The sequence below is a fragment of the Streptomyces sp. NPDC093018 genome, assembly GCF_040684035.1.
Lineage (GTDB): Bacteria > Actinomycetota > Actinomycetes > Streptomycetales > Streptomycetaceae > Streptomyces > Streptomyces murinus.
Window position 1 is genome coordinate 111797 of sequence record NZ_JBFBFF010000008.1, and the last position, 12313, is coordinate 124109.

At 71.7% G+C, this 12313-nt stretch carries 10 protein-coding genes; 4 read left to right on the top strand and 6 right to left on the bottom strand.

Annotated elements, in window-relative coordinates; translation table 11 throughout:
• Positions 1 to 451: 451 nt before the first annotated feature.
• The 3 genes from AB0N90_RS19765 to AB0N90_RS19775 are packed head-to-tail and all read right to left on the bottom strand — an operon-like array spanning position 452 to position 4050.
• Positions 452 to 1390 carry an N-acetylneuraminate synthase family protein gene (locus AB0N90_RS19765; protein WP_361676291.1) on the bottom strand — a complete coding sequence of 313 codons (939 nt, stop codon included), beginning with the start codon at positions 1388 to 1390 and terminating at the stop codon, positions 452 to 454.
• 12 nt (positions 1391 to 1402) lie between these two features.
• Positions 1403 to 2722 (bottom strand): N-acylneuraminate cytidylyltransferase, encoded by a 1320-nt coding sequence (locus tag AB0N90_RS19770; RefSeq protein WP_365198246.1) that lies wholly within the window; start codon positions 2720 to 2722, stop codon positions 1403 to 1405.
• A gap of 17 nt (positions 2723 to 2739) precedes the next feature.
• On the bottom strand, positions 2740 to 4050 hold the full coding sequence (locus tag AB0N90_RS19775; RefSeq protein WP_365198249.1) for a DUF6716 putative glycosyltransferase: 1311 nt from the start codon (positions 4048 to 4050) through the stop codon (positions 2740 to 2742).
• Between the two features lie 199 nt (positions 4051 to 4249).
• Between AB0N90_RS19775 and AB0N90_RS19780 the strand changes: the two genes are divergently transcribed.
• Genes AB0N90_RS19780 through AB0N90_RS19790 form a run of 3 tightly spaced genes read left to right on the top strand, consistent with a single transcriptional unit; the run spans position 4250 to position 7709 of the window.
• Positions 4250 to 5227 carry a glycosyltransferase family 2 protein gene (locus AB0N90_RS19780; protein ID WP_365198251.1) on the top strand — a complete coding sequence of 326 codons (978 nt, stop codon included), beginning with the start codon at positions 4250 to 4252 and terminating at the stop codon, positions 5225 to 5227.
• Complete coding sequence (locus tag AB0N90_RS19785) at positions 5224 to 6558, top strand: polysialyltransferase family glycosyltransferase (protein ID WP_365198254.1); 1335 nt, start codon at positions 5224 to 5226, stop codon at positions 6556 to 6558. The genes AB0N90_RS19780 and AB0N90_RS19785 overlap by 4 nt, the downstream gene beginning before the upstream one ends.
• 5 nt (positions 6559 to 6563) lie before the next feature.
• A complete protein-coding gene (locus AB0N90_RS19790) occupies positions 6564 to 7709 on the top strand; it encodes an acyltransferase (RefSeq protein ID WP_365198257.1) in 1146 nt (381 codons plus the stop codon).
• Here the strand turns inward: AB0N90_RS19790 and AB0N90_RS19795 are convergent.
• Complete coding sequence (locus AB0N90_RS19795; protein ID WP_365198260.1) at positions 7706 to 8359, bottom strand: TetR/AcrR family transcriptional regulator C-terminal domain-containing protein; 654 nt, start codon at positions 8357 to 8359, stop codon at positions 7706 to 7708. The two genes, AB0N90_RS19790 and AB0N90_RS19795, sit on opposite strands and share 4 nt — an antisense overlap.
• Positions 8360 to 8432: 73 nt before the next feature.
• Between AB0N90_RS19795 and AB0N90_RS19800 the strand changes: the two genes are divergently transcribed.
• A complete protein-coding gene (locus AB0N90_RS19800) occupies positions 8433 to 9818 on the top strand; it encodes an FAD-dependent monooxygenase (protein WP_365198263.1) in 1386 nt (461 codons plus the stop codon).
• A gap of 43 nt (positions 9819 to 9861) precedes the next feature.
• Here the strand turns inward: AB0N90_RS19800 and leuE are convergent, their stop codons facing one another.
• The gene (gene leuE / locus AB0N90_RS19805; RefSeq protein ID WP_361676311.1) at positions 9862 to 10515 is read right to left on the bottom strand and encodes a leucine efflux protein LeuE; all 654 of its coding nucleotides are present in this window, start codon (positions 10513 to 10515) and stop codon (positions 9862 to 9864) included.
• A gap of 166 nt (positions 10516 to 10681) precedes the next feature.
• On the bottom strand, positions 10682 to 12262 hold the full coding sequence (locus AB0N90_RS19810; RefSeq protein ID WP_365198265.1) for a methylmalonyl-CoA mutase family protein: 1581 nt from the start codon (positions 12260 to 12262) through the stop codon (positions 10682 to 10684).
• Positions 12263 to 12313 lie beyond the last annotated feature (51 nt).

Consider the following 12313-nt stretch of genomic DNA (forward strand, 5'->3'; position numbering starts at 1 on the left):
CCGGACAGACCGGGGTCCGACAGACCCGAGCCAGACGGACCCAAGCCCGAGGGACCCGAGCCCGGCAGACCGGAGCCCGGCAGACCCACGCCGGACCGACCGACGCCCGACGAACCGAGGCCGGACCGGCCCGAACCCGACAGACCCGAGCCCGGCAGACCGGAGCCCGCGAGGCCCGAGCCGGACGGGCCCGGGTCGGACGGGCCCGGGTCAGACAGGCCCGGGTCGGACAGGCCGGTCGCGTTTCCCGTCGTCCCGTCCCCCGGCCGGACGCTGTCGCCCGGTCCCGGGGCGGGGGCCGGGTCGTGCGGTCCGTGCAGATGTGCCCACTCCAGCACGTTGAGAAGCTGGACCGGGCTCTCCACGAAGGCGAGCGTGCGGGTGGGGTGGCCGGTGCGGCCGGTGCGGGGGCTCATCGGGGTGCGACCGTCCCGTCGTAAGTGACCTGGATTCACACCGTGACCGGCTCGCCAGCGGCGGCCGCGATCTCCGCCTCGGCGACGACACCGGCGACGCGGCGCAGCTTCTTCATCGGGCCGAGCTCGGAGTCGTAGACCTTCTTGACGCCGTCGCCGAGGGAGGACTCGATGGTGCGGATGTCGCGCACCAGGCGGGTCAGGCCCCCCGGCTCGACCGAGGCGGCCTGGTCGGAGCCCCACATGGCGCGGTCGAGGGTGATGTGGCGCTCGACGAACGTGGCGCCGAGGGCGACGGCGGCCAGCGTGGTCTGCAGGCCCGTCTCGTGGCCGGAGTAGCCGATCGGGACGTTCGGGAACTCCTTCTCCAGCGTGTTGATCACGCGGAGGTTCAGCTCCTCGGCCTTGGCCGGGTAGGTCGACGTGGCGTGGCACATCAGGATGTTGTCCGAGCCGAGGACCTCGACCGCGTGGCGGATCTGCTTCGGGGTGGACATGCCGGTGGAGAGGATGACGGAGCGGCCGGTGGCGCGCAGGGCGCGCAGCAGCTCGTCGTCGGTCAGGGAGGCGCTGGCCACCTTGTGGGCCGGCACGCCGAACTTCTCCAGGAAGGCGACGGCCTCGGTGTCCCACGGGGAGGCGAACCAGTCGATCCCCTTCTCCTTGCAGTACTCGTCGATCTGGCGGTACTCGTCCTCACCGAACTCCACGCGGTGGCGGTAGTCGATGTAGGTCATCCGGCCCCAGGGGGTGTCGCGCTCGATGTCCCACTGGTCGCGCGGGGTGCAGATCTCGGGGGTGCGCTTCTGGAACTTGACGGCGTCGCAGCCGGCCTCGGCGGCGACGTCGATCAGCTTGAAGGCGTTCTCCAGCTCACCGTTGTGGTTGATGCCGATCTCGCCGCAGATGTAGACGGGACGACCGGGGCCGACCTCGCGCGAACCGAAGGTACGCAGACGGGAGTTGGTGCTCATCAGGGGGGTTCCTTACTTGGGGAGGGAATCGAGAGAGGGGCCGAGGATCCAGCTGGCGATCTCTCGGATCGCGCCGTCACCGCCGGGCAGGCCGGTGACCGCGCGTGCGGCGCCGCGTACGACGTCATGGGCGCTCGCGACCGCCACGGGCCAGCCCACGAGGGCGAAGCACGGGAGGTCGTTGACGTCGTTGCCGACGTAGAGCACGCGCTCCGGCGCGATGCCCTGCTCCTCGCACCACTGCTTGAGGGCGAGGTCCTTGCGGTCGATGCCGTGCAGCACGGGAAGCCTCAGCTTCCGGGCGCGGGCGGCGACCACAGGGTTCTGTTCCGTGGACAGGATCAGCATCTTCAGGCCACTCCTGCGCAGCGCGGCGATGCCGAGTCCGTCCCCGCGGTGCACGGAGACGAGTTCCCGTCCTTCGGAGTCGATCAGCACCCGGTCGTCGGTCTGGGTGCCGTCGAAGTCGAGTACGACCGCGTCGATGTCGTCGGCCGTGGGGAGCGAACCGATGGGGGTCCCCCCGCTCGATCGGAGCCGAGAGTGGGGGAGGTCCGCGTCGAAGAGGGGGGCCAGGGCGCGGGCCCGGGCGAGGTCGTGCGGGTCGTCGATCTCCAGGACCCGCGCGGGGTCGGTGCGCACCAGTTCGGTGCGGCCGAAGAAGCGGTGCCCGTGCTTGCGGAAGCCGGCCGCGTCCATGGCGTACGCGGTGCCGGTCTCCAGGAAGTCCTGGGGGCGGTCCTGGCGGCGGGGGCGGTACGACTTGTCGTGGTTCACCCCGACACCGCCCGCGCCCTCGTCCGCGCCCTCGTCCGCGCCCTCGCCCTCGCCCTCGCCCTCGCCCGCACCGTCACCGTCGCTCTCCCGCCAGACGAAGCCGTGGAAGGGGGCCACCGTCACGGCGGTGTCCGCGCCGTTGTCGGCGACCGCGCCGGCCACTCCGTCGATGTCCTCGCGGACGATGAAGGGGCTGGTGCACTGAACGAGGAGGACGACGTCGACGGCCGCGCAGTGCAGCGCCTCATGGGCGTCCATGGCGTGCAGCACGGCGGCCTCGGAGGTGGCGGTGTCCCCGGCGATGGCGGCCGGGCGCAGCACCACCTCCGCGCCGGCCTCGCGGGCGGCGGCGGCGATGGCCTGGTCGTCGGTGGAGACCACGACATCGGTCACCAGGCGGGTGGCGCGGCACTCGCGCACCGCGCGGACCACCAGCGGGACGCCGCCGACCGGGGCGAGGTTCTTCGCGGGCACGCCCTTGGAGCCGCCGCGGGCGGGGATCACCGCGAGCACCCGGCGCACCGTCGCGCCCTGGCTCGCTTCCGGGTGGGACATCCGATCTCCTTGAGAGGTCACAGCTCCCCCATCCGCCGGATCACCGGGGCGACCCGCTGGACGCCGTGCCGGTAGGCGCCGCGCGCGGCCCGGCGCACGATCTGGCGCACCGGTCCCGGCGCCTTGTCGGCGGTGGGCGCGCCGGGCAGCGGGGCGCCGTCGGGGCCGAGGTGGTGGCGGGCGAGGATGCCGGGCAGATAGCCGGGCGCGGTCTCGGGGGTGTAGTAGGGGGTCAGGGGCGGCAGTTCACCGGCCCGGTCGAGCAGTGTGGCGATGCGCTCGCGGGCCGCGTCGAAGGCGGTCTCGTACGAGCCGTCGGTGGCGACCCCCTGCCGGGCCACCCACTCCTCGTCGGGGGCGGGCCGGTGCCCGGCGTCGAGCTGGTCCCAGGAGGCGAGGCAGCCGGAGCCGGTGAAGTGGTGGTTGCCGAGCGCCTCGCGCACCCCGAGGTCGGTCAGTACGACCGTGGGGACCCGGCGGTGCAGGGCCTCAAGGGCGGCCGTGGAGCTGACCGTGACCAGCAGGTCGGTGCGGTCGAGGACCTCTCCCATATGGCCGTACACCAGGCGGAAGTTGTCGGGTACGTCCTTGCCCTGGACCAGCTTCTGGTAGGGCAACTCCTCGATGTGGGTGGTGTGTTCGCCGGGCTTGGAGCGCAGCTTGAGCAGCACCTCGCGCTCGGGGTGCGTGCGGGCGTGCCGGATGAGGCGGTCGAGGAGGTAGGCGCGGTCGCGGCGGTTGTCCGGGACGGACGGCTGGGCCGCGAACACCACGGTGTAGGGCTCGTGTTCACCGGAGTACGGCGCCCCGCCGAGGAAAGGCAGCGCGACCTCGGTGACCGAGGAGGCGTCCGCGCCGACCCCCTCGTACACGGCGCGGAACCGGTCCGCGTCGTGGCGGGAGTTGGCGAGGACCAGGTCGGCGCCGTGCCGCAGCAGCAGGCCGTCGGCGAGCTTCTCGTAGACGACGCCGACGTAGCCGGTGACGACGACGGGCCGGGATCCGGTGCCCCACGCGGCTCGCAGGCCGTGCAGCATGGCCTGCACTCCGCCGCCGACGAGCGCCAACACCAGGATGTCGTACGGCTCTTGGCTCATCGCGTGCAGGAACTCGACGCCGGTGACCTCGCTGAGGGAGTCGGCGCGGACGCCGACCTCCTGGAGCTGGCGGGCGGTCGGGGTGGCTCGTCCGCGCAGGAGGTAGCCGTCGAGCCGGACCTCGGCAGCCGCCGGAGTGAGTCGTTGCGCGGTGAGCGCGCCCCACTTCCAGCGGGTGTCGGAGTCCGCGAGGACGGCGACCCGCAGGGACTTCGTTGCACTTGCTGGCACGTCCAAGACGCTAGGAAGCGATTCCGCCGTTCCGCCCAACCCGAATGCAACAAACGGTTAACAGCACATCGCCGAATGACGAATCGGCTCGTGGAGGGCACCGAAAAAGGCCCGGTTCACAGCTTCGCCACGTGCCATTCACCCAGTATCAAGCAGGGCGTCAAGACGAATGACGGGCATCCCCCCTAACGTCCCTGACGTGGTCAAGCTCTCCGTCATCGTGCCGTTCTACAACGTGCAGCAATACGCACCCGACACGCTCAGGAGCCTGAAGGCGAACGCGCGTGAGGACTTCGAATTCATTCTCGTCGACGACTGTTCCCGCGACGGGACACCCGAGATTCTCGCGCGCGCGGAGCGCGAGCTGCCCGGAGCGGTCCTGGTCCGGCACGAGCAGAACGGAGGTCTGGCGACCGCGCGCAACACCGGTATCGACACCGCGCGCGGCGAGTATCTGACGTTCCTCGACGGCGACGACTGGCTCGCCCCGGGCTACTTCGCCCAACTGGTCAATGCCATGGAGGAGTTGGGGGTCGACTTCATCCGCACCGACCATGTGCAGTGCACCGCGCGGGCCCGCCAGGTGCAGCGGGTGCCGGTCGGCCGGCGCGGTCAGGTGCTCAGCCCGCGGGAGGCGATCCTGCCCGCGGACCGCTCCACCTCGGTGGACTACGCGTTCGCCTGGGCCGGCGCCTACCACCGCAGGCTGGTCGACAAGGGCCTGCTGCACTTCACCGACGGGCTGCGCACGGCCGAGGACCGGCCGTGGATCTGGAAGCTGCACCGGGAGGCGGAATCCTTCGCCGCGGTGAGCCTGCTCGGCGTGTTCTACCGGCGCGGGGTCGCCTCCTCGCTCACCCAGATCGGCGATGTGCGTCAGCTCGATTTCATTCGGGCATTCGATCAGGTGATCGCGGAAACCGCGAAGGACCGGGACGCGGACGCGCTGCTGCCGAAGGCGGTCCGTACATATTGCGCCATCATTTCCCATCATCTGGGATCCATCGAAAGGTTCGAGCCGGCGGTGGCGAAGAAACTGAAATCCCTGAGTGCCGCCGCGCTGCGCCGCATGCCGCAGGACGTGCTGGACGACGCGCTGGACTCCATGGACCTCCAGCGCGCCACCAAGCTGCGCCGGCTGCGCCGCCGCCCCGCCGCCGCGGGAGCCGCCGCGTGACCACCCAGATCTTCCAGGCGTCGACGCTGTACGGCATCGCGACCCTCGCCGCCGCCCTGGACTCCGGCTGCTTCGACTCCGCCGACCGGCGGATCCTGCTGGTCTGCAACAACGCGGCGACGCCCGAGACGACGCCGGGTCCGGACGAGATGCCCGGGTTCGAGCGGCTGCGCGACCGGTTCGACGAGGTGATCTCGTACAACGAGACGATCTTCCCCTTCCACCCGGGCGGCTGGGCCCCCCGGGTCGACGACATGCCGCTGTGGGAACGCTTTCTGCGGCACGAGTGGCGACTGGGCTCCGAGGACGTCGAGCTGGTCGTGGAGTCGATCCAGGTCAACCCGGCGCTCGCGCTCGGGCAGATCTTCAACGGCGCGCCGGTCACGGTCTACGCCGACGGCCTGATGTCGTACGGCCCGACGCGCAACAAGATCGACCCGCTGGTCGGCACCCGCGTCGACCGGGTGCTCCACCTGGACCTGGTGCCGGGCCTCACGCCGCTGCTGCTGACCGAGTTCGGGGTGCCCGGCGAGCTGGTGCCGACCTCCGCCTTCACCAAGGTGCTCGCGGAACTCGCCCCGGTCGCCGAGGAGTTGCCGGACATCGAGGAGCCCGCGCTGCTGCTCGGGCAGTACCTGTCGGCGCTGGACATCCTCACCGCCGAGCAGGAGGAGAACCTGCATGTGCGGATGCTGAAGGGCGCTGCCGAACTGGGCCACCACAAGGTCGTGTTCAAGCCGCACCCCACCGCCCCGGCCCGCTACACGCGTTCGCTGGAGCAGGAGGCGGAGCGGCTCGGCGTGGAGCTGACCGTCGTGGACACACCGGTGCTCGCCGAGGTGCTGTACCAGCGGATGCGTCCCGCGCTGGTCGTGGGCTGCTTCTCCACGGCCCTGCTGACGGCCTCCGCGCTCTACGGCCTGCCGGTCGCCCGGGTCGGCACGGAGCTGCTGCTGGAGCGGCTCGCGCCGTACGAGAACAGCAACCGGATCCCGGTCACCGTCGTGGACGCGCTGCTGCCCGAGCTGGCGGACGGGGCCGCGGTCGCCGAGCGGCGGCCGGGCATGGACGTGGAGCGGCTGGGCGCGCTGGTGCGGGTGGTGGGCTTCGCGATGCAGCCGAAGATCCTGCCGGGGCTGCGCGCGGAGGCGGAGGCGTGGCTCGCGACGAACTTCGGCCCGCGGACGTCCCGTTACTTCAAGCGCCGACGCCTTACGTCGCTGGCGCTGCCCGGCGGGATCCCCGCGCAGCTGGCGTTCATCCCGCGCAACGCGACCGTGCGCAGGGTGGCGAAGAAGGCGCGCAGCCTGCGCAGAACGGTACGGGGCTGAGCGCCATGACCACCACCTCTTCCCCCGCCCTCGACGACGTCCCGATACCCACCCCGGAGGGGACCGCCGCGCCCGCGCCCGCCGAACGCCGCAGCCGCCTTCTCGCCCTCGACGGGCTGCGGCTGGTGGCCGCGCTGATGGTCTGCCTCTACCACTACACCGGGCGCGGCGGCACGATCTCCGAGTCCTGGCACCAGAGCCCGTCCGTGGTCTTCCCGACCCTGTCCCGGGCGGCCGTCTACGGCTGTTTCGGCGTGCAGCTGTTCTTCGTGATCAGCGGCTTCGTGATCTGCATGAGCAGCTGGGGCCGCACCCTCGGGGACTTCTTCCGCTCCCGGGTGTCCCGGCTCTACCCCGCCTATTGGGTGGCGCTGGTCCTGGTGACCGCGGCGTCCCTGGTCCTGCCGGCCGTCATCGCGCCGGTCCGGCTGGACGAGTTCCTGGTCAATCTGACGATGCTCCAGCAGCCGATGGGCGCGACCCGGGTGCTCGGGGTGTGCTGGACGCTGTGGGCCGAGGTCCGCTTCTACGCGCTGTTCGCCCTGTTCGTCGTGGTGCGGGGGGTGACCTACCGCCGGGTGGTGCTCTTCTGCTCCGTGTGGGTGCTTGCGCTGGTGCTCTGCCGCACGACCGGCAACGCGCTGACCGACCAGGTCCTCATGCCCGAGTACGCGCCGTTCTTCATCGGCGGTCTCGCGCTCTATCTGATCCACCGCTTCGGCAGCGATCTGCTGCTGTGGGGCATCGTCGCGGTGGCCCTGCTGCTCGGCCAGAGCGAGGCCACGCGGGGCCTGTGGCACCGCACCGGCCACTCCGATCTGCACCGCGACCCCTACGTGGTCGTCCTGATCGTCGCCCTCTCCTTCGCCCTCGTCGCCGCGGTCGCGCTGGGCTGGACCCGCTGGGCCTCCTGGCGCCGGCTGACCACGGCCGGGGCGCTGACCTACCCCTTCTACCTGATCCACGAACACCTGGGCTGGTTCGTGATCCGCGTCCTGCACCGCTTCCTCGGCCTGCCCTCGGCGGCGACCCTCGGGGCGACGATCCTGATCATGCTGACCCTGGCCTGGCTCATCCACCGCTTCGTGGAGAAACCGTTCGGCCCCCGGCTCAGGCGGGCACTGAAGGCGCGGAACCTCTCCGGCGCTTAGGACGCCACCTTGTACCGCGCCCCGATCCCCGCGACCACGACCGCCAGTCCTTCCTCGAACTGGCGGTCGTAGTCGTCGAAGAGGAGTTCACCGGCGGCGGCCGCGAGGGGGTGGTCGGACATCCGGCGGGCGCGGTCGGTGATGTCGGCGCGGGCCTTCTCGTCGCTCGGCAGGGGGTGCATGCCCTGTTCCTCGGTGACGAAGCCGATGGTGTAGGCGTGGGCCGTGCGGCCCGCGTCGACGGCCTGGACGAGGGTCATCCCGGCGTCCAGCAGCAGGCGGAGGTTGGCCTCCAGGGCGGGGGCGTGGTCGGTGCCGGTGAACAGTGAGCCGCTGAAGACCCGGGCGCCGTCGCGGTAGTCGAGCAGCGCGGTGCGCAGACCGCGGTTGATCTTCAGCAGGCGCTCCTGCCAGGTGTCGCCGGGCTCCAGTTCGGTGCCGGCCACCATCCGCCGGTACATCTGCGTCGCCATCTCGTCCAGCAGCGCCTGCTTGTCCTTGAAGTGCCAGTACAGGGCGGGCGCCTTGACGTCCAGCTCCTTCGCGATGGCGCGCAGGGTCAGCCCGTCGAGGCCGACCTCGTTCAGCAGCCGCAGCGCCGTGTCGGCGACCCGCGCACGGTCCAGGGGCGATCGTCGTTCCGTACTCACACTTGACAGCTTAACAGCGTTAAGGGCACCCTCGTGTCCGATGGCACTTAACGACGTTAAGGAGATATGCACCATGGAGACGACGGATGTCCTGATCGTGGGTGCGGGCCCCACCGGACTCGCCCTCGGCATCGACCTCGCCCGGCGCGGCGTCGCGGCCCAGCTCGTGGAGCGCGCCGACGCCCTGTTCCCGGGCTCCCGCGGCAAGGGGATCCAGCCCCGCACCCAGGAGGTCTTCGACGACCTGGGCGTCATCGACGCGGTCCTCGCGTCGAGCGGCCCCTACCCGGACCGGATGGTGTGGCGCGACGGCGAGCGGGTCGGCGAGGAGTCGATGTTCGAGCGGTTCGAGCCGGACGCGGGCACCCCGTACCCCGCACCGCGGATGATCCCGCAGTGGCGCACCCAGGAGATCCTGTACGCCCGGCTCACGGAACTGGGCGGCAAGGTCGCCTTCGGCCGCGAGGTCACGGGCCTGGCCCAGGACGCGGACGGCGTGGACGTGGCCTTCGCCGACGGTACGACGGTCCGCGCGCGCTATGTGGTGGGCGCCGACGGCGGACGCTCGGGGATCCGGCGGGCCCTCGGCGTCGGCATGACCGGCGAGACCGTGGACCCGGCGCCGTTCGTGGTGGCCGACCTGCGGCTGCGGGGCCTGGACCGGGTGTACTGGCACGCCTTCCCCGCGGCGGACGGCAGCATCCTCGGGCTGTGCCCGCTGGCCGGCACCGAGGAGTTCCAGCTGGCCGCACGGCTGCCGGAGGGCTCGGAGCCGGATGTGAGCGCGGACAGTGTGCGCGAGCTGGTCGCCCGGTACACCCACCTCGCCGCCGAGGATGTGACCGAGGTGCGCTGGGCCTCGGAGTTCCGGCCCCGGGCGGCGCTCGCGGACCGGTTCCGGGTGGGCCGGGTGTTCCTCGCGGGCGACGCCGCGCATGTGCACTCACCGGCCGGCGGACAGGGCCTGAACACCAGCGTCCAGGACGCCTACAACCTCGGCTGGAAGCTGGCCGCGGTCCTGGAGGGCGCCCCCGAGAGTCTGCTGGAGACGTACGAGGAGGAGCGGCGGGCGAACGCCGCGGCCATGCTGGAGCTGTCCACCGGTGTGCACCGCGGCGAGGTGCAGCGGGGCCGGGCCACCGTCCAACTCGGCGTCGGCTACCGGGATTCGTCGCTCAGCACCGAGACCCGGACCGACCCGGGACCGGTGCGCGCGGGCGACCGCGCACCCGACGCCGAGGTGTCCGGCGGGCGCCTCTTCGACCTCTTCCGGGGCCCGCACTGGACCCTGCTGGGCGCGACCGCTGCCCCGCGCGCGGGCGTACGGACCCTGCCGTCCGCCCCCGAGTCCTACGGCCCCGGCGTCTTCCTGATCCGCCCCGACGGCTATGTCGGCTGGGCGGGCGAGACGGCGACGGAGGACCTGGCGGCCTACCTCGACGGCGTCGGCGTCCGCTGAACCCCGCCGCCCCCGCCGCACTTATCGAGCCCCGGGGACCGGGCTACGAGGCCAGCGACAGCTTCACCGCGAACCCGAGGAAGAGCGCACCGGCCGCCGAAGTGGCCGTCGCGGACAGGCGCTTGCGGCGCCGGAAGGCGGCGGCGAGCCGGGTACCGCCGAATATCAGGGCGCTCAGGTAGAGCGCGCTGGCTATCTGGGCGAAGGCCCCGAGCACGACGAAGGACAGGGCCGGGTAGGCATAGCCCGGGTCCACGAACTGCACGAAGAAGGCCACGAAGAACAGGATCGCCTTCGGGTTGAAGAGGCTGACGACCAGGGCACGCCGGTAGGGGCGCTCCTCGGTGGCGCCGGCCGGTTCCGCGGCCGTCTCCTCGGCCGCCTGCTCCCGCCGGGTCCGCCACAGCTGCCGGGCGGAACGCATCATGCCGATCGCCAGCCAGGTCAGATAGCCGGCACCGGCGTACTTCACGATCCCGAACAGCAGCGCGTTGGCCTGGAGCAGCGAGGCGACCCCGGCGGCGGACAGGGTCATGAGCACGGTGTCCCCGCAGAACACCCCGGCGGCCGCGGTGTACCCGGCGCGCACCCCTCGGCGGGCGGCGACGGACAGGACGTAGAGCGAGTTGGGCCCGGGGAGCAGCACGATCAGGGCCACACCCGCGAGATACGTGGGGAGATGGATGACACCGAACATGGAAAGGAGTGTCGCACGGGGGTACGACAACGGGTCCGGGCCGGGGTGAACAACCGCCCACGGACCCCCGGCCGACCGACGGACACCCCGTCGAGTCGGCCGACGGACACCCGGTCGAGTCGGCCGACGGGCCGGCCCCGGGTCGAGTCGTCCGGCGCGCGCCCGGTCAGAAGGCGTCGGTCGGCACATACTTCCCCCACACTTCCCGCAGCGCCCCGCACACCTCGCCCACCGTGGCCCGTGCCCGCAGCGCCTCCTTCATGGGGTAGAGGACGTTGTCCTCGCCCCCGGCGGCCTTCCTCAGCGCGGCCAGGGCGGCGTCGACCGCGCCCTGATCGCGTCCGGCGCGCAGTGCGGCGAGGCGCTCGCACTGGCGGGCCTCGATGGCCGGGTCCACGCGCAGCGGCTCGTACGGCTCCTCCTCGTCCAGCCGGAAGCGGTTGACGCCGACGACCACCCGCTCCCCGGAGTCGGTCTCCTGGGCGATGCGGTAGGCGTTGCGCTCGATCTCGGCCTTCTGGAAGCCCTGTTCGATCGCCGCCTCCGCGCCGCCCAGCCCCTCGACCCGGTCCATCAGCTCGACGACCGCCGCCGCCATGTCGTCGGTCATCCGCTCCACCGCGTAGGAACCGGCGAAGGGGTCCACGGTCGCGGTCACATCCGTCTCGTACGCCAGCACCTGTTGGGTGCGCAGGGCGAGCCGTGCGGAGGCGGCGGTGGGCAGCGCGATCGCCTCGTCGAAGGAGTTGGTGTGCAGGGACTGGGTGCCGCCGAGGACCGCGCCGAGGGCCTGGACGGCGACCCGGACCAGGTTCACCTGCGGCTGCTGCGCGGTGAGCTGGACCCCGGCGGTCTGGGTGTGGAAGCGCAGCATCAGCGACTTGGGGTTCTTCGCGCCGAACTCCTCCCGCATCACCCGCGCCCAGATCCGGCGCGCGGCACGGAACTTGGCGACCTCCTCCAGGAACGTCGTACGGGCCACGAAGAAGAAGGACAGGCGCGGCGCGAAGTCGTCCACGTCCATCCCGGCCGCGACCGCCGTGCGCACGTACTCGATGCCGTCGGCGAGGGTGAAGGCGATCTCCTGCACGGGCGAGGCGCCGGCCTCGGCCATGTGGTAGCCGGAGATCGAGATCGTGTTCCAGCGGGGGATCTCGGCGGTGCAGTACCGGAAGATGTCCGCCGTCAGCCGCAGCGAGGGCTTCGGCGGGAAGATGTAGGTGCCGCGGGCGATGTACTCCTTGAGCACGTCGTTCTGGATGGTGCCGGTCAGCCGGTCGGCCGGGACGCCCTGTTCCTCCGCGACCAGCTGGTACAGGAGCAGCAGGAGGGCGGCCGGGGCGTTGATCGTCATGGATGTGGAGACCTGGTCCAGCGGGATGCCGTCGAACAGCACCCGCATGTCCTCGATCGAGTCGATCGCCACGCCGACCTTGCCGACCTCGCCGTGCGCGAGGGGCGCGTCGGAGTCGTGGCCCATCTGGGTGGGCAGGTCGAAGGCGACGGACAGACCGGTCGTGCCGTGGGCGATCAGCTCCCGGTAGCGGGCGTTGGACTCCGCCGCCGTGCCGAAACCGGCGTACTGGCGCATCGTCCAGGGGCGGCCGGTGTACATGCTCGGGTAGACCCCCCGGGTGAAGGGGTACGACCCCGGCTCCCCGAGCCGCTCGGCCGGGTCCCAGCCGGTCAGCGCGGCCGGCCCGTAGACCGGCTCGATCGGCAGGCCCGACTCCGACTCACGCGCCATGGATGCCTCCGGGGTACGTTCCGTACCTCCTCACCATGCCTCGTAGTTCGG

Excerpts from the sequence above, each read along its gene's own strand:
- AB0N90_RS19765 (WP_361676291.1), bottom strand. The coding sequence starts at position 1,390 with ATGAGCACCAACTCCCGTCTGCGTACCTTCGGTTCGCGCGAGGTCGGC.
- AB0N90_RS19770 (WP_365198246.1), bottom strand. The coding sequence starts at position 2,722 with ATGTCCCACCCGGAAGCGAGCCAGGGCGCGACGGTGCGCCGGGTGCTC.
- AB0N90_RS19790 (WP_365198257.1), top strand. The coding sequence starts at position 6,564 with ATGACCACCACCTCTTCCCCCGCCCTCGACGACGTCCCGATACCCACC.
- AB0N90_RS19800 (WP_365198263.1), top strand. The coding sequence starts at position 8,433 with ATGGAGACGACGGATGTCCTGATCGTGGGTGCGGGCCCCACCGGACTC.
- leuE (WP_361676311.1), bottom strand. The coding sequence starts at position 10,515 with ATGTTCGGTGTCATCCATCTCCCCACGTATCTCGCGGGTGTGGCCCTG.
- AB0N90_RS19810 (WP_365198265.1), bottom strand. The coding sequence starts at position 12,262 with ATGGCGCGTGAGTCGGAGTCGGGCCTGCCGATCGAGCCGGTCTACGGG.